We start from the raw sequence: 20,440 nt of genomic DNA, 5'->3' as shown, positions 1-20,440 counted from the left end.
CGCCAGAGGCCCATGCCCGGCTGCAGCCGCTGTTCGCCGACGACCTGGCGCGGCTGCGCACGCTGGTGCCCGGGCCGCACCCGACCTGGCTCGCCGCGGCGTGAGGGCGGGCCCGATGCGCGTCCTCCAGCTGCACAACCACCACTCCGGGCTGGGCGGCGGGGCGATGGAGGTGCTGGCGCACGAGGCCGGACTGCTCGGGGGCGCCGGACACGTCGTCGAGCAGTTCACCCTCCCGCCCGCCGAGCAGTTGGGCCTGTCGGCGGTGCGCGCCGGGGCGAAGGCGGTGTGGAACGTGGCTGCCGCCCGGGAGGCCCGCGCGCACATCCGCGCTTTCCGGCCGGACGTCGTCCACGTGCACACGCCGTTCCCGCTGATGTCGCCCTCGGTGTTCCGCGCCGCGACAGCCGAAGGGGTGCCGGCCGTGGCCACGATCCACAGCCACCGGTACTCCTGCGTGGCGGGGACGTGCTGGCGGGACGAGCGCGTCTGCGAGGACTGCGTCGGCACCCGGCTGAAGCTCGCCGGCGTCCGGCACCGCTGCTACCACGACAGCGTCGGCGCGAGCGGCGCGCTCACGCTCGGACTGGTCGCGCACCGCGCGGTGGGTACCTTCCACCGCCACGTCGCCCGCTACCTGACGTTGACCGGCTTCGCCCGGGGCCTGCTCGTGCGCGACGGCTTCCCGGCGGACCGGATCACGGTCAAGCCCAACTCCGTCCCGGACACCGGCTTCCGCGCCGAGCCGCGCTCGGACGAGCGCCGCCTGGTCTTCGTCGGCCGGCTGGTCGACGTCAAGGGCGTCGCCACCCTGCTGGAGGCCTGGCGGCAGGTGCCACCCGGGATGCGGCTGGTCATCGCCGGCGACGGGCCGCTGCGCCCCTGGTCGAGGAGCACGCGACCCGCGACCCGTCCATCGACTACCTCGGGTGGCTGGGCGAGGCGGAGGTGCTCGAGCTCATGGCCGGGGCGGAGGCCGTGCTCGTCCCGTCGGAGTGGTACGAGGGCGGGCTGCCCCTGGTCGCCCTGCGCAGCCTCTCGGTCGGCACGCCCGTGGTGGTGACGGACCTGGAGAACATCTGTGCCGACGTGCTGGCCGACGACGTCGGCTGGGCGTTCCCCGTCAAGAACCCCGCCGGCCTGGCACGGACCCTCGCCGGCCTGATCGCGGACCCGACGCTGACCCGGGAGCGGCGGTCGAGGGCGCGATCGTCCTACGAGCGCCGGTTCTCGCCCTCGGTGAACCTCGCCCGGCTGGAGGAGGTGTACCGCTCCGTCACGGCCGGGTCGCCGGCCCGGTAGCCGGGCCTCCCCGGCACGGCCGCTCGAGCTCAGGCGGTGGGACTCACCAGTCCCACACAGGGGAGGAGATCCACTACCGTCACACACCCGCTCCGACCCGATCGGAGCGCCGATCCACTGCCTCGACCGAACCCGGCGCGACACAGCACGGCACGCCGGGGCCTCGGATCCGGCATGTCACCGACCGTTGATTCTTGGCCGACCACCGGGAGCGCCTCATGGTCACGCGCACATCGTTCGGACCCGATGTCGTCATCGCCGGCGCCGCACGCAGTGGCACCTCCGCGCTGGCAGCCCAACTCAGTGCGCACCCCGGCATCGACGCCGGGAAGGTCAAGGAGCCGAACTACTTCAGCCGGTACCTGGACCGCGGGGACCATTGGTACGAGAGCAATTTCCGGAGCCGCAGCGATGGCGTGCTCCGGCTCGACGCGAGCACGTCGTACACCTCGCCGCTGTACCCGCACGCACTGGAACGCCTGGCGACCGTTTCGTCGGAGGCGTACGTCATCTACTCCGTGCGGCGGCCCAGCGAGCGGGCGCTCTCGCACTACCTCCTGCGGCGGCACTACTTCCACATCGATGACGAGCCGACGTTCGGTGGAGCGCTCCGCGCCACCTCCCTCTACGTCGACCAGGGCGACTACAGCCATTGGCTGCCACGGCTGAGCGACTGGTTCGGCCCGGAGCGATTGCTGGTCGTGCCCTTCGAGCTGATCACCGCACGACCTCGGCACGTCACCGAGGAGGTCTGTCTGCGGCTCGGCATCGACCCTCCCCGAGGCCGCGAAAGAGGGGGAACTGCACCGCAACGCCGTCGTGGAGTACCGCAACGAGCACATCCGTCGGATCGCCGGGAAGTTCCGCCACAGCCGCGCCTACCCCGCGGTTCGATCGCTGGTGGGCGCTGATCGGCTGCGTCGAGCGCGAGCATTGATCACACGGCCGCCCACCCTGCCGACACGAGACGAGTCCATGCAGTCGTGCGCACCGGACCAGCTGGCCCAGCTGCAGGCGCTCGACGACCGCGCCGGAGAGGCGACGCGCACGTACCTCGACGCTCAGGACGAGCGTCTGGGCCTGCGCTGGGCACCGCTGTCCTTCGCCGCCGCGACGACGTAGCAGCAGGGCGGTCGGTCAGTCCGCCGGTGCCCGACCGGAACGTCGCGCACAGGGCCTCGCCGCCGGGTCGGCGGTGACGGCCACCGGCCGGGTTCAGACGCCGGCGTACTGCTCCTCGCGGTGCAGTACGGCGGCGCGTGACGGGGCGGCACGTCGAGCAGCGAGGACGCCGAGGACGAAGCCGAGCGCCAGCCAGCCCACCGGTGAGATCTGGCCGCCACCGATGGTGAGCATCCGGACCAGCGGCAGGCACAGCGCCGCCGCCACCGGCACCATGGAGGACGGCAGCCGGTCGAGCCGGGCAGCGAGCCACCACAACGTCGCCGCCACCGTGCACACGACGACGAGGGCCGGCACTGCAGCGAAGATCCCGTTGCGCAGCAGGGTGTCGAACACGAGATTGTGCGTCGACACGCCCACCGTGTCGTAGCCCCCGGTGAGCCAGTGGTCGGCAACGGCATCGAAGGCATCGCCGTAGTGGCCGGCGCGCCCTTCATAGCTGGCGGTGTCGATGAAGAACCGGTTGTAGATCACCGCGCCGAGCCCGGAGACCGCCACCCCGCCGAGAGCGATCAGGCTGGCGCCCGCGATGGCCAGCTGCCGTCCGGACAGCTCCCCCGACGCAGACTGCGCAGGACCGCCAACAGCGGCCACATGATCGCGGCGAGCAGTACCGCGCGGCTCATCGACAGCATGAGCAGCACGGTGCCGAGCACCATCGAGAGGCGGTACAGACGGCTCTGCCACCGGGTGGGATTCACGCCCACGCGCATGGCCCAGGTGGAGATCAACATCGAGAGCAGGAGCGCCCCGAAGATCTCGTGCCGAAGATTGCCCGCGACCTCACCCTCGGCTCGCCCGAAACCCGTGAACGCCGACCTGAATATCTCCCGCTGGAAGATCTCCGGATCCCCGGCAGCCACGGTGCGCCCCAGCACCGCGACCGGATTGACGCCATTGACCGCCATGGCCAGGCCCAGGCCGACCAGCAGGCTCACGCACAGCACGACCGCGGACAGCCGGGCGGCGGCGATCACAGCGGAATCTGTCACTCGCAGAGCTCGGCAGACATAGCCTGCGAGGACGATGGCGCTGGCCAGGTACAACAGTTGCCTGGCGACGGGCACGAGAGGCAGCCCCAGGTACAGCTGCGAGGCAGCGATTGCGCCGATCATGTACAGGTTGGCCACCACGAAGGTTGCCCCTGTTCTCAGCGCGGGCGCGTATGCATGCGCTCGCAGCCGCAGCAGCAGGTATGCGGTGAAGCACAGGATGGCCAGTTCATGCAGGGAGTCCATGCCGAACGGCACCGCCGGCGCAGCGATCCACTGCAGGGGAAGGAGTGCGAACAGGACGAGCAGGGCGACGCTCACCGGGGGCCACCGGACAGCCGAGCCCACGGCAGCCTCTGCCCGTCACCTGAGTGCACCGTGCAGGGCTCGACCGGATCGTCGTCGCGCGCGGCTGCCTCGAGCGCCTCCGGCAGCCGCGGCCCGCCCTCGACCAGGTCGTCGCGGCCGAGCCCGTCCTGCAGCGTCGGCACGCTGGAGGCGTGAAAGCCCATTCGCGGATGGTGCCACAGGCGGTGCCGTTTCTGGACGCGGCGGCGCCTCCTTCTCGAGGCCGCCTGCCCGCGCCACCAGCCCACCACGACCGCCGCTACCCCGGTCGTCTCAGCCGAGTTCGACGATGACGAGGTCTCCGGCGAGCCCGACGGCGATCTCGGCACGTGGTGGTTGAGTGCGAACGGGCACGTCGCTGTGACGCGGGATGTACACGGCCGCCGGTCGAGGCGTGGGCAACCGGATCTTGACCGACGCCGCCGGAACACGGAGGTCCTGACCTCCATGGCGCAGCGACTCCACCTCGACATCTCGCCACAGCAACAGGTAGTGGCGCCCATCGCGCTTGTACGCGACCAGTGTCTGCAACGGATGGCTGGACACGATCTCTGCATCGAGTGGCTGTGCCCGGGGTCGCTGTCCACGATCGTCCATGAGTCGCAGGAGGCGCTGGGTGGCGAAGAACTCTGGCTTTCGACGCCAGTTGTCCGGGGTGGCGTCAGACCGCGAGTCGGGCACCGCGACCAGCCCGTAGTGCGCTTCCCGATCGCTCGTGGCGTTGATGCTCTGCTGCGTCTCGTCGTCGACCGGGTCAGGATCGTCCAGGAGCTCGAAGCGACCGTAGATGCTGTCGCGTCTGAAGAAGTCGCATATGCCACGGACCGCGTAGGTGGCGGCCGCGTCCTCGCTGATCGTGGCGCCTCGATCGGTCGCCCGAGAATCGTTGTAGCCGGTCTCGGTGAAGAACCAGCGGTCCGCCTGGGGGAAACAGGGCCGCAGGATCTCGAGATGGCGGTCGATGTGCTTGGTGGGGCTGACCCCCGGTTGTACATGTGCGCGTTTCCCCAGTCACACCACGCGGAGAGGTCGCCCAGGAGGTGCGCGCGCTCCGGCGTGACGTCGGTGCGCGTCGATGGGCCGGCCACGGGCACGTCGTCGAAGGCACGGTCGGCGCGGACGCGTTCCCACAGCGTCCGCTGCATCAGGCGTCCGTGGGCCGCCCACTGAGGATCGACCTCGCCGTCGACCACCGAACCGTCGATCTCGTTGCACCCGCCGAGGGAGTGCAGCAGGGACCCCAGACCGTCGAGCCTCGGGCCGTAGAACTCGGTGAGGACCTTCAGTGCAGCGTCGGTCGCCTCCTCCGCACGCGGCCAGTCGGCCAGGGTCGCCACGGTCGCGTGCCAGCGCACTCCGGACGCCGCGAGCCTGATCTGCATCGCGCGTTGCTGTTGGGCTCCGGCTGACGAGCCCGTCGTCACACGTTCGCGAACCGTGCGGACGCCCAGATCGGTGATCAGATCGAAGACGGCATCGGCGTACTGGTACACCGACGTGGCATAGAACGACTTGATGTTGATGGCGTAGTTCTCGCAGAGGTCGTCGGACCAGTGCGCAGGCAAGGCGAGCGTCGATCTCCGACGAACTGGTGCGTCCCCTGCGACGAGTGCAGCAGTCGCTGCGACACCAGCGGTCAGGATGGCGCGTCGAGACCACTCGGTCGTCATCGCCCCGTCCTCGGTCGTCGACACCTCGTCGTCGGCCGGGTCATCGGGCGCGATCCGCACGGCGGGGCGGTTCGGCCCCGGCGTCCGAGACCCGCCGCCCGCGGTGGACCTACGGGTCGCGGCGTCGCCCGATGAGCGCTCCTACGGGGACTGGCGAGGCGACGCGAGCTCTCCAGGACCATGGCCGCCGGCGCCGTTGCCGCCGTTGAGCCGCCTGCCCGACTCCTCCCTGAAGTCGGCGGGAGGAAGGGCCGGCAGCGCGCGCTGCGAGGCGGCCATCGGCCCCACCGGACGAGCGCTCGCCCGCCGCGTGACGTCGCAGACCACGACACCGTCAACTGCCCCTCCCACCTGCTGGATGCGGTCGATCGCAGCCGCCAGCCGCTGCTTGTGCGAGACGTCACGGCGCACGACCAGCAGGGTGAGATCGGCGCTGCCGACGATCTCGAGGGTGTCGACGACCGGCAGCACCGGAGGGGTGTCGATCACCACGAGATCGAAGGTGGCGCGCAGTTCAGCCAGCAGGCTTGCCCATCGGGGCGCGGCCATGAGGTCCCGGGGCCGGGGGTGGCGGTTCCGGAGGGCAGGACGCGCAGTCGCTCCAGGTCGGTGCGCAGGAGAGCGTCTTCCAGCCGCGCCTTCACATCGGAGCTGTCGGTCACCATCTCGCTGACACCGGGGCCAGGAGGGAGCCCGAACATCGAGCCGACGCTGCCGTCGCGAAGATCGGCGTCCACCAGGACGACGTCGAGGCCGGCAGAGGCTGCTGCGACGGCCGTGTTGACCGCTGTCTGGGTCTTGCCCTCCGCGGCCGACGCGGACGTCACCAGCACGACCCGGCCACGATCGCGCTCGCCCGCGTTCGGCGCGATCCGCGACAGCCGGTACCGGAGCGTGGCGACCAGCGCCCGGTACGCCTCACTGGCTCCCGACTCCGGTGCGCTCAGCGTCACCGGGGTCCTGCGAATCGTCCGTCTGCCATGCGGGATCCGACCGAGGACGGGCCGCCGGGTTGCCGTCACCGCGTCGTCCTCGTCGCGCACCGACTCGTCGAAGTACTGGCGCAGGAAGGCCAGTCCGAGGCCGAGCAGGAGCCCGAGCACGCCCGCGAGGACGACGGTCGGGATCGCGCGCGGAGAAGCCGGGCTTCCGGGCGGCGTCGCCGGATTGAGGATCTCGGCGTTCTGGACGGCGCTGGTCGCGCCACCGCTGATGTACTCCTGGGCCAGAGCGTTGGCGATACCGGCGGCCTCGTCCGCGTCGTTCCGCGTCGCCGTGATCCTGAGAACCGACGCCCCACCGGGATCCGGCTCCACCACCACGGAGTCGACCAGTGCGCGAGGTGTCTCGTCGAGTGCGAGGGCCTCGATGGCATCGGAGACGGCGTCGACCGCGGTCACCACCCGGGCTTCGGTCGCGACCTGATTCTCGGTCAGCCCATTGCCGCCCTGGCCGGAAGGCGCGCCGAGCAGCACCTCCGCGGTCGCGACGTAGGTCGGCGTCGCCCGGCTGACGTAGAGCATGCCGAGAGCGAGGCAGGCGAGCAGCGTCACGACGATGATGTACCACCGCCGGCGGAGCACGCCGACCTGGTCACGCAGCTGGATGAGCTCGTCGCTCAGCACTGTCCTTCACCACACCTCATCGCGAGGCCCCCGTATCCATGGCCGGGCTGCGTCCACCTCCGCGCAGACATCGCCCGTCGAGAGCGACGCGCCAAGCTAACCCACTGACGAGCGGCGCAGGGGCTTTCCGCGCACGACCTCGACCTTCGCCCCGAGGGTCGATCACCCGTGCGCGCACGAGATGACCTGTCCGGAGGCCACAGGCTCGCCCACCTGCCATCGGACCACCACGCACCGTGTCGACCCTCCGCCGCACCGGGCATCGACCCCGCCGCCGAGGGCAGACCGGCCTCGGCCACCACCATCGTCGTAGAGCCTCTCCCCGAACATCTGCGGGCAGGGTTCCGGGTGATCGCGGTCGGACGTGGTCAGCGACGACAGGGAAGGCAGGACGCGGCGTGACGGTCAGCGTGACGGCACGGGTCTGGAGCTCGATCGTCCGGCCGCTGCACCAGCTCCTGAGCCTCGCCCCGGCATCCCCGCGCACGGTCTGCGTCAGCGGGCACCCGGACCACGAGGAGAACAGCCTGATGGCCGCGATCCTGCTCGCGGAGACCGGATCCGTCGAGGTGACCCTCCTGGCCGAGAACCCCCGGACGCCCGCCGGTATCTCGGGGTGCTGAACCGCAGCGGTGCGCCCATCGAGGTGGTCGACAAGCAGTCGCTGCGCGGCGTGCTGAAGGCCAGCAGGGCCGGCATGCTCCTGGTGACCCACGGGCTCTACGGATCGCCTGACCTCACCGCCCGCAAGCTGGTCGTCAACATGTGGCACGGCTTCGGCCCCAAGGCGACCCGGGCATCGACGTCCCTGCGCAAACCCGTGGTGGCCAGCGCCATGACGTGCAACTCACCGGTCTGGGCCGCGGCGGCCACGCGGGAGCTGGGCTCACCTGACACGAAGCTGATCCGGACGGGGAATCCACGCCAGCTGGCGTGCCGTACGGCACCGGACCCGTCGGTGTTCGACCGCCTCGGGCTCCGGCCACGCTCGTACGTGCTGTGGATGCCCACCTTCCGGTCGTCCACGTCCGCGGCCGGCCGGAGCTGGCGCGACGCTCCCACGTTGACGGGCCGATCGCCCGACGGCGAGTTCCCCGACGCCACGCAGACGCTGGCACGACTGGCTCGGGACGCCGGCGTCGAGGTCGTGGTCAAGCCTCATCCATCCGACGCCGACCGCTTCGAGCGGAGCGGACTGCGGGTCCTCACGACCGACGAGATATTCAGCTCCGGCATGAGCCTGTACCAGTTCATCGGGGCGTCCGCGGCGATGATCAGTGACTACTCCAGTGTGTGGGTCGAATACCTCGACCTCGACCGCCCCCTCCTCCTCTACTGCCCGGACATCTCGGAGTACCTGACGGGGCGAGGGCTCAACGAGCCGTACATGACCGACGTGGCGAGGGAGCTGATCACCGACGAGCCGGCCGTCGTGGCGGACTTCCTGGAGCGCGTGCGGGCCGGCGGCGACTGGCGCCCGGACGCACGGGCGGTCACGCGAACGGCCCTGGGGCTGGACGGGCTGGCGCTGGACAAGGCCGCCGTGACCGACGCTCTCCTGCAGGAGCTGGCCGACTTCGAGCGCAGCCGCGGTCGCGGTCGGGGGCGGACCCGAGGTGCACCCACCGGCGCCGTGCCCCGGTAGCCGGACGAGCCGACCCGGGCTCACGAACCCGGTGGAGCGGGCTGTGACGACGACGGACCTGGACGTGCGGGCCCGTCACGGGCCTGCTCGTCCACTCCGCGACGCTGCCCGGTCTGGATCGTTCACGCGTCCAGCGCGCCGCTGACGTCCAGCCCCATGCCCTGCCGGACATCGACGACGTGTCCCGTCAGCGAGGACGTGAGGACCTCGAGGGAGGCCCGGGCCACCGTGCGGGGGTCGAGCAGGCTGTCCGGGGCCTCGGCACCGAAGGCCCGGGTACGCATGGGAGTCGCCGTCCGTTCCGGGTTGATGCAGTTGACCCTGATCCGGTCGGGCGCCCACTCGTCCGCCAGAGCCTGGGTCAGGTTGACCGTGGCGGCCTTGGCCGAGGAGTAGAGGCTGTATCCGCTCCGGCCCCGGGTGTGCGAACTGGACGTGAAGAGCAGCAGCGAGCCCCGTGACTCCCGTAGCTGCGGGTAGAAGGCCTGGGCGATGGCGATGGGAGCGAGGTAGTTCACCTCGGTGGCCAGGTACACCGTCTCCTCGCTGGTCGAGGCGAGCGGTCCGATCGGGAGCATCCCGGCCGCGTTGACGACGTAGTCGACGCGGCCGAACTCCTGGAGGGTCTGCTCCAGGGCCCGGTCGATGTCGACCTTGCGTTCGACGTGCGTGCCCGTGGTCGACCGGCTGAAGGACCGCACCTCGGCTCCGTACGAGGTGGCCAGCTCGGCGATCTCCGAGCCGATGCCGTAGGCCCCCGAACACGACCATGCATCGATCGCGGAGTGCGGCCTGCAGTTGCTCGGCCGAGCGCGGCTCGGGCGACGGCGTGGTGTGCAACTGGAACAACCGGTCGGCGAGGAAGACGTCGATCGGTTGGGTGACCTTCAGGTTGCACTCGTCACCGGGCACCACGGCGATCGGTACACCCGGGCAGTAGCGGAGGACGAGCGTGCAGTCGTCCGTGGCCGTGGAGAAGGTCGCGTCCGCAGCCGCTCGGCGATGTGCCCGCCGGATGACGGAGAGCTTGAATCCCTGCGGTGTCTGGCCGCGCCGCAGGAGGGCCCGCGGCGGCACGTCCCTGATCAACCGGCCGTCGGGCCCGTCCACCTCGACGATCGTGTCCGCGGACGGGATGGCGGTGTCGACGGCGTCATGGGATTCCAGCGCCCGGACGCAGTCGGCGATGATCTGCTGGCTCACGAGAGGCCGCACGGCGTCGTGCAGGAGGACGTTGCACTCCTCCTCCCCCAACGCCTCCAGCGCTTTCGCGGTGGTGCCGTTCCGGGTCTCGCCGCCCTCCAGGACCTGGGTCACCTTGGGATAGGCGCCGGACCTGAGAACGTTCCGGATCGCATCGAGGTACCCCGGCGTCATCATGACGATGATCTCGTCGATGACCTCGGACGCCTGGAACGCCGCGATCGTGTGCTCGATGATCGGCTTTCCCGCGACCCTGATCAATTGCTTGGGGACGTTGAGGCCGACACGTTCACCCGTACCGCCGGCCAGCACGACGGCGACCGATCGATGAGCCCTCATGGACGCTCTCCCTGGGGCATCGGAACTCCTGCAGCAGGCGGATGTGGGTCCGGCGAACGAGAGATTGTCACGGCGGCACGGCGCTGAGAAGACGTCCCGGCGCGTTCGGTGAGGTCAGCTCGACCGGTCGAACGGCCCACGGATCATGAAGGTGTACCCCGGCCCCTGCAGATTGGCGAAGAGGCTCTGCCCGTCGGCGGAGAAGACCGGCCCGCAGAACTCCTCGTTCCCGCGCTTCGCGACGTTCCGCCGGGCGAGGACGAACGTCTCACCGGTGTCCGTGGCACCCATCAGCTGGACCGCACCTCGGCCGTCCTCGGCGATGATCACCCCGCCGTGCGGAGAGACGGTGATGTTGTCGGGACCGTCCGGTTCGACGTCGGCATCGTCGGCGACCGCGAAGCGCAGCTGCAACGTCAGCGTCCCGGCGCGCGGGTCGAGGAACCAGACCTGACCGTCGTGCGGATGCCCGCTGCCGTCGCGGGTCCGCGCGTAGGAGGAGACGACGTACGCACCGTCGTCGGCCCACCACATGCCTTCGAGCTTGCGGCCGCGGGTGATCTCGTCGTTGCCGAACTGCCGACGGACGGACACCCGCTCGGCGTCACGGTCGGGAACCGGCACCCACTCGGCGTGGTACGTGGTCCCCACCTCGGTGGCCTCGGACAGGTCGGGCACGTGCCGCCCTCCACTCGTCGACGCGCGGAGCACCTCCAGGGTGCCGGCGTCGTCGGCCAGCCGTCGGAGACTCCCCTGCCCAGAGGGCGGACGTCGGCCGGGGCGGTCCAGCGGTAGAGGCAACCGTTCGGCTCGTCCGCGTCCTCGGTGAGGTAGAGGACGTCCTCCTCGGGATCGACGACCACCGCCTCGTGCGCGAACCGGCCGAGCGCCTTGATCGGCAAGGGGTCGCGGTTGGCGGCCTCGTCGAAAGGGTCGACCTCGAACACGTAGCCGTGCCGTCGGCCGCGCTTCCTCTCGGTCTCCTCGCAACTGAGCCACGTGTCCCAGGGGTACGGCCGCCCGCACAGTTGTCCACGGTGCCCGCCAGGCTCACGTAGTGCCGCACGACGGTGCCGTCGGGGTCGACCACCAGGGTCGTCGTGCCACCCCTGGCGGCCGGGTCGTAGACGAGGCCGTCGACGTGCGGCACCGGGTACTTCTCGCGTCCGCCGATCTCGTGGTTGCAGACGAGCACGGTGCCCGGCCCGTCACGGCGCGGGAAGGCCGCCGCGCCGTCGGGATCGGACGGGGCGACGTGGCCCGTCTCCAGCCGGGTGACCCCTGCTCTGCCAGCACCCGGTAGCGGAAGCCCTGGGGAAGGTCGAGCAGGCCGTCCGAGGCCACCAGGGGCCCTATGCCGGCCGATGCCTCGCCGCCACCGCCGCCGAAGACAGCACGGCACCCTCCGACCAGGACGATTCCGGCTCCAGCGGCGACTCCGCCCAGAAATGTCCGACGCGACATCGCCGCGGCGAGGGCGGACGACTCGAGCGGGGGGACATGACACCTCCGATGCATCTCTCGCACGAGCAAGGGCGGAGCGACCCGTCCTCCGACCGGAGGTCCCCGGACGTCGGCCGGCTGTCACGCGGCCGTGGTGAAGCTCCAGATGACGGTCGAGGCCAGCGGGTTGCCCTCCAGGTCCGTCACACCTCCCTGCCCGCCGTGGATCGTCACGGTGTACTGGGTGGCGCCGGCCAGCGGCTGGGCGGGATCGAGTCTCCACTTGTTGGTCGTACTGGTCAGGGTCACCGACGCGACCACGGGTGAGCCACCGCCGGCCGGCGCGAGCGTGAAGGTGGTGGTGGTGACGTTCTGCACCTCCTCGCTGAAGACCGCAGACACGTTCGCCGTGCGGCTCACGCCCGTCGCGTTGATGCCCGGGTACCGACCCGTCATCGTCGGCCCGTCGGTGGACGTCGCAGCGGCGGTCGTGAAGCTCCAGCTCGTGGCGGCCAGGGCGTTGCCCGCGGTATCGGTGATACCGCTGGTCAGCGTCGCCGTGTACTGGGTGTCCGCGGCCAGGTCGGCGTCGGTGTCCAGCGTGGCGACTCGTGTCGTGCTGTCGTAGGACACCGCGGCCCCCACGGCGGCCCCGCCGCCGGTGGGCGCCAGCGTGAACGTCGAACCACCCACACCGGTGACGTCCTCGGTGAAGGTGGCGGTCACGTCGACGCCCACGGCGACTCCGGTCGCGGCCGCCGCCGGGCTGGTCGTCGAGACAGCGGGAGGCGTCGTGTCGCCTCCACCGCCGGAAGCGGCCACCGTGGTGAAGTTCCAGCTCGTGGCGGCCAGCGCGTTGCCCGCGGCATCGGTGATACCGCTCGTCAGCGTCGCCGTGTACTGGGTGTCCGCGCCCAGGTCGGCGTCGGGGTCGAGAGTGGCGACCCGCGTGGCGCTGTCGTAGGCCACCGCCGCCCCCACGGCCGCCCCGCCGGCCGTGGGCGCCAGGGTGAACGTCGAACCGCTCACACCCGAGACGTCCTCGGTGAACGTGGCCGTCACGTCGTTCCCCACCGCGATCCCGGTCGCGCCCTCCGCCGGGCTCGTCGCAGTGACCGTCGGGGCCGTGGTGTCACCACCGCCGCCGTCGAACATGCCGCCGGGCACCAGCGCCATCTCGGCGTGCACGTACTTCTTCTGGCCGTGGGTCGTCGCCAGGATGACCAGACCGCTGTCACCGGTCACCGGGTCCTTGGCTCCGGACGCGTTGTTCACGCGTGGCACGGCGTCCACGAACTTCTGCACCGCCGTGAAGCTGATCCCCTGGGAGGGATCGGACGGGAGCGCCGACCTCCGGTAGAGGATGTCCCCGCCGGCGCCGGTGTCCGACGTCGCGAAGAAGTACAGGTCGTCGTTCGTGTCGTCGATCATGAGGATCGGCCGGGTCCAGCCTTCCGCCAGGGTGCCGGCCGGATCGAAGGTCCACTGTGCGGGTGCGCCGCTGGCCCCGGGCGTCCGGGTGAGGACCCCGACCAGTGCGGCATCGGGGTCGGTGCCCTCGTCCGCGGAGGTCTTGACGGCGGCGAAGATCCGTCCCTGCGGGTCGCTGGCCAGTTGCTTCAGGTTGATGTGGTCGTCCGCCAGGCTGGTCCCGGCGAGGGCGTCCTCCACCTGCCAGGGCGCGGTGTCGGATGCGCTGACGTCGCGGACGGCGAAGCGGAACGCGTCGGACCCCTGATCGGACCACATCACGCCGATGCTGTCGCCGAAGGTGATCAGCGCGGAGATGTCGTCCTTGGTGATGACCGTGTCGGGCACGTTCGGCTGGAAGCCGGACGTCCAGGCGGTCCTGGCGGAGTTCGTCGAGTGCGCCACCCAGACCCGCGAGGCCCGGGTGTAGGTCACCCAGAGATTTCCCAGGGAGTCCTGGTCGATGGTGGCCGACTCGGAGGTCCCGCCACTGTTGACGGTCACCGGGAAGCCCGGGACCACGGACCAGGACCGGCTCCCGGGGTCGTAGCTCATGGAGTTGACCTGGAGTTTCGAGCCGGGGGCCCGGCTGGCCACGTACAGCCTGCTGTCCAGGACGCTCCACAGCGCGTCACCGGTGTTGTTCTGCCGGGCGTCGACGAGCGTCCCCGTGTTGCGCCAGCTGTGGTCCGGCATCAGCTCGTGGACGTAGACGGAGGTGCTACCCGCGCCGACCATCAGGGCCCACCAGGCGCCGTCGTGGAACCAGAGCTTGCTCTGCGGCTTGTCCGCGCTCGGCGGGGCCGAGGACGGGTACGCGTGCCCCAGGTAGGTGGTGGGCTCCCCACCGCGGCCGAGGCGACCGACGGCAGACCGAGCACACCGACCAGCATCACGACCGCCGTCGCGAGAGCTACCCCGACCAGCCGGTGTCGTGCGCGGCCCGGCCGCCGGGTGTCCTTCGTTCCCATCGCGCTCTCCGCTCCCGAGACAGAAGTGGTGCCGGCCAGGGTCAGGCGCCGGTGGTGAAGCTCCACGTGGTGACGACCAGGGATTGCCCGCGGCATCGGTGATGCCGCTGGCCAGGCTGGCCGTGTACTTCGTGGTGCCCGCGAGGTTCTGGCCGGGGTTGAGGATCCAGGTGTTCGTCGTGCCGCTGCGGGTCACCTGGGCGGGCACCGCCGGCCCGCCGCCGGCCGGCGTGAGGGTGAACGTCGTGGTGTCGACGTTCAGGACCTGCTCGCTGAACTTCGCCGTGACGTTCGCCGAGCGACTGACACCGGTCGCGTTCACCGCCGGGCTGCGGCCGGTCACGCGAGGCGCGGGACCCGTCACGAACTCCCATGACTCGTTCCCCGCCAGCGTGGCGCCGGAGGAGGCCCGGATCCCCGTGGTCAGCGTGGCCCGGTAACGGGTGTCCGGAGCCAGGTTCACACTCGGGTTCAGGGTGGCCACGCGAGTGGTGGCCCTGTAGCTCACGGCGGCGGCCACCGACGCGCCGGTCGCGGCGTTCACCAGCGTGAAGGTGCCGGTGTTCACGTTCTGGACCGCCGTGTCGAAGGTCGCGGTGACGTTCGTGCCCACCACGACGCTCCGGGCCTCGGGGGCCGGACTCCGATTCGTCACGACGGGTCCACCGGACGTGGCGCCCGCCGTGGTGAAGCTCCAGGACGTGGCTGCGAGGGCGTTGCCCGCCCCGTCCGCGATACCGGTGGTCAGGCGCGCGGTGTACTGCGTACCGGCGGTGAGGTCGGCTGCCGGGTCGAGCGTGGCCACCCGGGTCGCGCTGTCGTAGGACACGGTGGCCCCGACGTTCGCTCCGCCGGCAGCAGGCGCGAGGGTGAACGTCGTCCCGCTCACACCGACGACGTCCTCGCTGAAGGTCGCGGTCACGGACGTGCCCACCGCAACCCCCGTGGCGCCGCCCGTCGGCGCGGTCGACGCGACCGTCGGCCGTGTGGTGTCACCACCGCCACCGCCACCGCCGCCGTCGAACCGACCTCCGGGCGCGAGCGCCATCTCGGCGTGCACGTACCGACTCTGGCTCTGGGCCACGGCGAGGATGACCAGGCCGGTCTCTCCGGTCACCGGGTCCTTGGAGCCGGACGCGTTGTTCACGTTGGGCGCGATGTCGATCATCGTCTGCACCGGCCCCAGGGCGACGCCCTGGGTCGGGTCTGCCGGGAGGAGGCCCGCCGGTACAGGATGTCGCCGCCGCTCCCGGCCTCGTCCGAGGTCACGAAGAAGTACAGGGCGCGGTTCGTGGCGTCGATCATGAGGATCGGCCGCGTCCAGTCCTGCGCGACCGTGCCGACCCCGGTGAAGGCCCACGTCCCCTTGGCGCCGTTCACCCCCGGCGTCCGGACGAGGACGCCGACCTGCGCGGCGTCGGGGTCGGCAGCCGGGTCGTCGCCCGTGGAGGTCTTCACAGCTGCGTAGATCCGCCCTGCGGGTCGCCCACGAGCTGCTTGAGGTTGATGTGGTCGTCGGCGAGGCCGGTCCCGGCAAGGGCATCCTCCACCGACCAGGGAGCGGTGTCGGCTGCGTCGACCGCACGGACGGCGAACCGGAAGGCGCCGGATTCCTGATCGGACCACATGAGCCCGATGCTGTTGCCGAAGGTGATCACAGCGGAGATGTCGTCGCTCTTGAGAACCGTGTCCCCCACGTTCGGCTGGAAACCGGAGGTCCAGGTCGTCCGGGCGGCACCCGTCGAGTGGGCCACCCAGAGTCGTGCGCCGCGGGTGTAGGTCACCCAGAGATTGCCCGCCGAGTCCTGGTCGATGGTGGCCGACTCGGAGCCGCCACCGCTGTTGACGGTGACCGGGAAGCCCTGGACCACCGACCAGGACCGGTTGGCGCCGTTGTAGGTGAGGGCGTTCACCTGCAGCGGCGAGCCGGGTGCACGGCTCGCGACGTACAGCCGGTTGTCCATGCCGCTCCAGAGCGCGTCACCGGTGTTGTTGACCCGGCTGTCGACGAGCGCTCCGGTGTTGCGCCACGTGTGGTCGGGCATCAGCTCGTGGACGTAGACGGACGTGCTGCCGGCACCCACCATCAGGGCCCACCACGAACCCTGGTGGAACCAGAGCTTGCTCTGCGGCTTGTCCGCGCTCGGCGGCGCCGTGGAGGCGTAGGTCTGGCTCGACAGGTAGGCAGTGGGCACTCCCACCGCAGCGGAGGCGACCGTGGGCAGGCCGAGTCCGGTCAGCACCATCATGGCTGCGGTCGCGACGCTGATGAGCAGGACGCGGGCTCGTCGACCGGCCTCGGGCCGACCGTGGTTCGTTCGCATCGCTGTCTCCCCGCCGTACGGTCGAGACCGCCGCGGGCCCCGTGATGCCGCGGAACCGTAAGCGACCCGAACGGGTGACACCAGGGTTTGGTGCGGCACTCGTTCCAGTTCGGCGGTCCTTTCGCCGAACGCCCACGGCGGGTGATCGGAGAGAGGCCGGCTGTGCACAGGATCGATGGGGAGGTGCGCGCCGCCCGGCCCGGTGTCGAGTGACGGCCGGGCCATCAGGCGCGGAACGGCGCGCAGGTGCCGCGGCGGCCGGTCCTCGGCCGACCGGGACCCCACGCCGCTCGGGTGAGCGACGCGTCAGCACGATCAGCGCGATACCTGCCGTCGAGCGTCGCGGCCGAGCGCCTGCTTCACCGCCGCAGGTGACGAACCAGCGGGACGAGCAGCAGGAACAGCAGCAACGAACCAGCGATGAGGAACGTGGCGGTCACCCTGCCGCCCACGACGACCCCGGTCGCGTCCACTGCCGAGTTGGTGCCGCCGAAGGTCGGCAGCGTGATGTCGGCACCGCCCTCGTCGAACGTGCCGCCGGGCACCAGCGCCATCTCGGCGTGCGCGTAGCTCTTCGTCGGGTGGGAGGTGGCGAGGACGACCAGGCCGGTCTCCCCGGTCACCGGGGCCTTGGCACCGGTCACGTTGTGCAGGGGGCGCACGTCCGCCAGGAAGCTCCGCGCCGCGGTGAAGGTGAGGCCGTGTGCGGGATCGGACGGCAGGTCCGTCCTGCGGTAGAGGATGTTCCCACCGGCGGGCCTCGACGACGACGTGACGAAGATGTACAGCTGCTTGTTCGTGTCGTCGATCATCAGGATCGGCCGCGTCCAGCCCTGTGCCACGGTGCCGGCGGAGGTGAAGGTCCACCGGGCCGGGGCACCGTTCGCCCCCGGCGTCCGGACCAGGACGCCGACCAGCGCGGCGTCCTCGTCCGCGCCCTCCTCCGCGGCGGTCTTGACGGCGGCGAAGATCCGTCCCAGCGGATCCCCGGCGGACCGCGCGAGGTAGATGTGGTCGTCGGCGACACTCGTGCCGGCGAGGGCGTCCTCCACCTGCCAGGGGTCGATGTCGGACGCGCCGACGTGGCGAACGGCGAAGCGGACAACGTCTGACTCCTGGTCCGACCACAGGAGGCCGATGCTGTCCCCGAACGTGACCAGCGCGGAGATGTCGTCCTTGTCGATCACGGCGTCCGGCACGTTCGGCAGGAATCCTTCCGTCCAGAGCGTCCGGGTGGTATCGGTCGAGTGGGTCACCCAGACCTGGCGGGCGCGGGTGTAGCTCACCCAGAGATGGCCCAGCGAGTCCTGGTCGATGGTGGCGGACTCGGAGGACCCCCGCTGTTGACGGTCACCGGGAAGCCCGGGGACACCGACCACGACCGGCTCGTGGGGTCGTAGCCGAGTGCGTTGACCTGGAGGTTCGAGCCCGGCGCACGGCTGGCCACGTACACCCGGTCGTCCTGCACGCTCCACAGCGCGTCCCCGGTGCTGTTCGCACGGCTGTCGACGAGCGTTCCCGTGTTGCGCCACGTGTGATCAGGCATCAACTCGTGGACGAAGACGGACGCGGTGCCCTGTCCCACCATCGACGCCCACCACGCGCCGTCGTGGAACCAGAGCTTGCTCTGCGGCTTGTCCGCGGTGGGAGGCTGGGACGAGCCGTACGCGTGGCCGGAGAATGATCCGGGAACTCCTACCGCGGCGGAGGCGGCGGGCAGCCATCCGAGACCGACCAGCAGCGTCACGACCAGGCCGGCGACGGCGATCAGGAGCGGCCGCGCTGGTCGGCCCACATGCCGTGACGGGTCCGGCGCGCCCATCGTCGTCTCCCCTCGCACGCACCCGGCGGCGCCGGTCTCGGCCGTCGCTCGAGCGGCGAACGTAGGAGAGCCATCGGGATGACGCCAGGGGTTGGCGCGGGAATCGATGCACGAGGACGTCCGCACCGGCGGTGACGCTCCTGGGCCCCCGGTCGACGCGCGTGACGTCCGCCGCCGGCTGCCCTCCCCGTCCGCGCCGCGTGGGAAGCAGCCGGGCTCACCGGGAGGCCTGGTGCGTCGGGTCCTGGGTCATGCCCTGCCGCTGGGTGATCTCGGTGACGTCGCGGTAGAAGTCGTTGCTCGCCAGGAGCGCCGCAGGCTCGTCCATGGCCTGCAGTCGCCCGTCGACGATCACCATCACCCGGTCGCAGATCGACAGGGTGGAGAGCCGGTGCGCGACCAGGATGAGCAGCACGTCCTGCTTGATCTGCTCCAGCGACTCCTGCACGGCCAGCTCCGACCGCACGTCGAGTGCGCTGGTGGGCTCGTCCAGGATCAGCACGTCCGGCGCTCCCGCCAGCGCCCGCGCCAGGCAGAGCCGCTGCCGCTGCCCTCCGGAGATGGCCGACACCCGCTGGCCGATCACCGTCCGGTAGCCCTCGGACCAGGACATGATCTCGTCGTGGACGTGCGCCAAGCGGGCAGCCCGCTCCACCTGCTCGTCGTCGATCTCCGGGCGGTAGAAGCGGATGTTGTCCGCGACGGTCCCGTAGATCAGTTGCGGGGACTGGGGGACGTAGGACACCCGCCGCTGCCAGTCCTCCCGGCGGAAGCCCTGGGCATCCGCGCCGTTCACCTCGAGTGCTCCGCTGGTGGGCTGCCGCAGCCGGAGCAGGATCTGCACGAGCGAGGACTTGCCGGCTCCCGAGGGCCCGACGATGCCGATCGCCTCGCCTCCGCGGGCCTCGAACGAGATCCCGTGCAGCACGTCCTCGCCGGGGACGTAGGCGTAGTGGGCGTCCTGCATCCCGAGGCGCTCGATCCTGGGCAGGGGCGCGTTCCCGTCCTGGCGCGGGTGGGCCGCGTAGTGGTCCAGCGCCTTGCGGAGCCTGTTCATGAACGGCATCAGCTCGTCGAGCCGGCGCAGGGAGTGCTGGATCTGCTGACCGAAGGCCAGTGATCGGACCAGGATGAGGACGACGGCTCCCAGTTCGGCGATGGCCCGTGCGCCGGACAGGTAGACAGCGGCCAGGGCGAGGATCAGCAGCAGGAAGGCCAGGCTCTGGTAGAGCGCCGGCACCGCCCGGATGAGGAAGCGGGTCATCATCATCGGCCTGAAGACCTGGCGGTTGAGCTCGTCCACGGTCCTCCGGTAGACCGGGGATGCGCCGAAGACCTGGATCTCCTCGGCCATCATGACGACCTCCTCGACCCCTGCGCGTGCTCGACGCTCTCGCGGCTGAGCTTGCGGGCCTGGCGCCGGAGCCGGCGCACGAGCGGTCCGAGGAGCAGGAACAGGACGGCCGACGCGACGATCACGACCACGGCGGTCACCGCGCTCAGCACCACCGCGGAGGCGAGCAGCGTGAAGAACATCAGGCCGGCCGTGAGGCCCTGAGCCAGCGCGCCGACCGCCTGGGACGCGTGCATGACGTGCTGCCCGATGAGCGTCTGGAAGTGCCCGTCCCGCTCCGAGGCCTGCACCGACCACGACGTCCCGGTGAACTTCTCGAAGAGCGCCCGCCGCAGGTCCACCATCACGGTGGCACTGACCTTCGCGGGCAGGTAGGCGACCCAGAGCTGGACGAACCCGCGGACGACCGCCAGGACGACGCCCACGGCGAACAGCATGGGCAACTCGGCGTCCACGGAGACGCCCCCGAACGTCCCCTGGACCCGGGTCGAGCCCTCGGAGAGCGCACTGGCGATCGCCGCCACGAGGGCGAGCAGGGACGCCTCGATCAGGCCGGCGACGACGGAGACGGCGGTGAGCAGGACCAGGCGGCTCCGGGCACCCCCATGAACGGCCGGTACTGCTTCCAGGCCGCCGCGTAGCGACGGATCTTCGAGAAACCGGATCCACGCCGGGGCCGACGGAACAAGGACACTCCTCGGATCGGGAGACGACATTCCCGGTCGGTCCAGGCTCAGCACCGATACCGGT

The 20,440-nt window shown here is 70.8% G+C and carries 21 protein-coding genes and 2 pseudogenes; 6 read left to right on the top strand and 17 right to left on the bottom strand.

Going from position 1 to position 20,440, the window contains the following annotated elements; all coding sequences use genetic code 11:
* The first annotated feature begins 115 nt into the window (after positions 1-115).
* From U6N30_RS00395 to U6N30_RS00380, 4 genes are all read left to right on the top strand, one after another.
* Positions 116-1,063 (top strand): glycosyltransferase family 4 protein, encoded by a 948-nt coding sequence (locus U6N30_RS00395; RefSeq protein WP_324275692.1) that lies wholly within the window; start codon positions 116-118, stop codon positions 1,061-1,063.
* A complete protein-coding gene (locus U6N30_RS00390; protein ID WP_324275691.1) occupies positions 949-1,302 on the top strand; it encodes a glycosyltransferase in 354 nt (117 codons plus the stop codon). The genes U6N30_RS00395 and U6N30_RS00390 overlap by 115 nt, the downstream gene beginning before the upstream one ends.
* Before the next feature lie 218 nt (positions 1,303-1,520).
* Positions 1,521-2,213 (top strand): sulfotransferase family protein, encoded by a 693-nt coding sequence (locus U6N30_RS00385; protein WP_324275690.1) that lies wholly within the window; start codon positions 1,521-1,523, stop codon positions 2,211-2,213.
* A 64-nt stretch (positions 2,214-2,277) separates the two neighbouring features.
* Positions 2,278-2,424 (top strand): hypothetical protein, encoded by a 147-nt coding sequence (locus U6N30_RS00380; RefSeq protein WP_324275689.1) that lies wholly within the window; start codon positions 2,278-2,280, stop codon positions 2,422-2,424.
* Between the two features lie 93 nt (positions 2,425-2,517).
* Here the strand turns inward: U6N30_RS00380 and U6N30_RS00375 are convergent, their stop codons facing one another.
* From U6N30_RS00375 to U6N30_RS00350, 6 genes are all read right to left on the bottom strand, one after another.
* Entirely contained in the window at positions 2,518-2,982 is a 465-nt protein-coding gene (locus U6N30_RS00375; RefSeq protein WP_324275688.1) for a hypothetical protein, read from the bottom strand.
* Between the two features lie 14 nt (positions 2,983-2,996).
* On the bottom strand, positions 2,997-3,797 hold the full coding sequence (locus tag U6N30_RS00370) for a hypothetical protein (protein WP_324275687.1): 801 nt from the start codon (positions 3,795-3,797) through the stop codon (positions 2,997-2,999).
* A complete protein-coding gene (locus U6N30_RS00365) occupies positions 3,794-3,967 on the bottom strand; it encodes a hypothetical protein (protein ID WP_324275686.1) in 174 nt (57 codons plus the stop codon). The genes U6N30_RS00370 and U6N30_RS00365 overlap by 4 nt, the downstream gene beginning before the upstream one ends.
* Before the next feature lie 130 nt (positions 3,968-4,097).
* Positions 4,098-4,370, bottom strand: a complete 273-nt coding sequence (locus tag U6N30_RS00360) for a hypothetical protein (protein ID WP_324275685.1) — start codon at positions 4,368-4,370, stop codon at positions 4,098-4,100.
* A 1,265-nt stretch (positions 4,371-5,635) separates the two neighbouring features.
* Complete coding sequence (locus tag U6N30_RS00355) at positions 5,636-5,986, bottom strand: P-loop NTPase family protein (RefSeq protein ID WP_324275684.1); 351 nt, start codon at positions 5,984-5,986, stop codon at positions 5,636-5,638.
* Complete coding sequence (locus U6N30_RS00350) at positions 5,980-7,119, bottom strand: Wzz/FepE/Etk N-terminal domain-containing protein (RefSeq protein WP_324275683.1); 1,140 nt, start codon at positions 7,117-7,119, stop codon at positions 5,980-5,982. Before U6N30_RS00350 ends, U6N30_RS00355 begins: the two co-directional genes overlap by 7 nt.
* Before the next feature lie 398 nt (positions 7,120-7,517).
* Between U6N30_RS00350 and U6N30_RS00345 the strand changes: the two genes are divergently transcribed.
* Together U6N30_RS00345 and U6N30_RS00340 are read left to right on the top strand one after the other, a co-directional pair.
* Positions 7,518-7,742, top strand: a complete 225-nt coding sequence (locus tag U6N30_RS00345; protein ID WP_324275682.1) for a hypothetical protein — start codon at positions 7,518-7,520, stop codon at positions 7,740-7,742.
* Complete coding sequence (locus tag U6N30_RS00340; protein WP_324275681.1) at positions 7,736-8,764, top strand: CDP-glycerol glycerophosphotransferase family protein; 1,029 nt, start codon at positions 7,736-7,738, stop codon at positions 8,762-8,764. The genes U6N30_RS00345 and U6N30_RS00340 overlap by 7 nt, the downstream gene beginning before the upstream one ends.
* A 122-nt stretch (positions 8,765-8,886) precedes the next feature.
* Here the strand turns inward: U6N30_RS00340 and U6N30_RS00335 are convergent, their stop codons facing one another.
* The 11 genes and pseudogenes from U6N30_RS00335 to U6N30_RS00285 form a co-directional block, all read right to left on the bottom strand.
* Entirely contained in the window at positions 8,887-9,498 is a 612-nt protein-coding gene (locus U6N30_RS00335; protein ID WP_324278582.1) for an SDR family NAD(P)-dependent oxidoreductase, read from the bottom strand.
* Between the two features lie 172 nt (positions 9,499-9,670).
* A pseudogene (locus tag U6N30_RS33000) lies at positions 9,671-10,306 on the bottom strand (IspD/TarI family cytidylyltransferase); the annotation flags it as partial.
* A gap of 114 nt (positions 10,307-10,420) precedes the next feature.
* A complete protein-coding gene (locus tag U6N30_RS00325) occupies positions 10,421-11,107 on the bottom strand; it encodes an alkaline phosphatase PhoX (RefSeq protein ID WP_324275679.1) in 687 nt (228 codons plus the stop codon).
* Positions 11,108-11,121: 14 nt separating this feature from the next.
* A pseudogene (locus U6N30_RS32995) lies at positions 11,122-11,708 on the bottom strand (alkaline phosphatase PhoX); the annotation flags it as partial.
* A gap of 182 nt (positions 11,709-11,890) precedes the next feature.
* Complete coding sequence (locus U6N30_RS00315; protein WP_324278581.1) at positions 11,891-15,358, bottom strand: Ig-like domain-containing domain; 3,468 nt, start codon at positions 15,356-15,358, stop codon at positions 11,891-11,893.
* Positions 15,355-15,648 (bottom strand): hypothetical protein, encoded by a 294-nt coding sequence (locus U6N30_RS00310; protein ID WP_324275677.1) that lies wholly within the window; start codon positions 15,646-15,648, stop codon positions 15,355-15,357. Before U6N30_RS00310 ends, U6N30_RS00315 begins: the two co-directional genes overlap by 4 nt.
* Positions 15,645-16,514 (bottom strand): hypothetical protein, encoded by an 870-nt coding sequence (locus U6N30_RS00305; RefSeq protein WP_324275676.1) that lies wholly within the window; start codon positions 16,512-16,514, stop codon positions 15,645-15,647. The genes U6N30_RS00310 and U6N30_RS00305 overlap by 4 nt, the downstream gene beginning before the upstream one ends.
* 359 nt (positions 16,515-16,873) lie before the next feature.
* A complete protein-coding gene (locus U6N30_RS00300) occupies positions 16,874-17,800 on the bottom strand; it encodes a hypothetical protein (RefSeq protein WP_324275675.1) in 927 nt (308 codons plus the stop codon).
* The gene (locus U6N30_RS00295) at positions 17,797-18,336 is read right to left on the bottom strand and encodes a hypothetical protein (protein ID WP_324275674.1); all 540 of its coding nucleotides are present in this window, start codon (positions 18,334-18,336) and stop codon (positions 17,797-17,799) included. Before U6N30_RS00295 ends, U6N30_RS00300 begins: the two co-directional genes overlap by 4 nt.
* A gap of 217 nt (positions 18,337-18,553) precedes the next feature.
* A complete protein-coding gene (locus U6N30_RS00290; RefSeq protein ID WP_324275673.1) occupies positions 18,554-19,693 on the bottom strand; it encodes an ABC transporter ATP-binding protein in 1,140 nt (379 codons plus the stop codon).
* Positions 19,690-20,406: an ABC transporter ATP-binding protein gene (locus U6N30_RS00285; protein ID WP_324275672.1), complete on the bottom strand. Its 717-nt coding sequence runs from the start codon at positions 20,404-20,406 to the stop codon at positions 19,690-19,692. The genes U6N30_RS00290 and U6N30_RS00285 overlap by 4 nt, the downstream gene beginning before the upstream one ends.
* Positions 20,407-20,440 lie beyond the last annotated feature (34 nt).

Origin of the sequence: Blastococcus brunescens (genome assembly GCF_035320885.1) — a bacterium.
Classification (GTDB): domain Bacteria; phylum Actinomycetota; class Actinomycetes; order Mycobacteriales; family Geodermatophilaceae; genus Blastococcus_B; species Blastococcus_B brunescens.
Note: the sequence above shows the minus strand (reverse complement) of the source record. Positions and strands in the feature narration are given on the sequence as shown.

Coding starts and splice junctions, on each gene's coding strand:
- U6N30_RS00395 (WP_324275692.1), top strand. CDS start 116: ATGCGCGTCCTCCAGCTGCACAACCACCACTCCGGGCTGGGCGGCGGG.
- U6N30_RS00385 (WP_324275690.1), top strand. CDS start 1,521: ATGGTCACGCGCACATCGTTCGGACCCGATGTCGTCATCGCCGGCGCC.
- U6N30_RS00305 (WP_324275676.1), bottom strand. CDS start 16,514: ATGCGAACGAACCACGGTCGGCCCGAGGCCGGTCGACGAGCCCGCGTC.
- U6N30_RS00380 (WP_324275689.1), top strand. CDS start 2,278: ATGCAGTCGTGCGCACCGGACCAGCTGGCCCAGCTGCAGGCGCTCGAC.
- U6N30_RS00290 (WP_324275673.1), bottom strand. CDS start 19,693: ATGATGGCCGAGGAGATCCAGGTCTTCGGCGCATCCCCGGTCTACCGG.
- U6N30_RS00315 (WP_324278581.1), bottom strand. CDS start 15,358: ATGATCGACATCGCGCCCAACGTGAACAACGCGTCCGGCTCCAAGGAC.
- U6N30_RS00285 (WP_324275672.1), bottom strand. CDS start 20,406: ATGTCGTCTCCCGATCCGAGGAGTGTCCTTGTTCCGTCGGCCCCGGCG.
- U6N30_RS00295 (WP_324275674.1), bottom strand. CDS start 18,336: ATGGGCGCGCCGGACCCGTCACGGCATGTGGGCCGACCAGCGCGGCCG.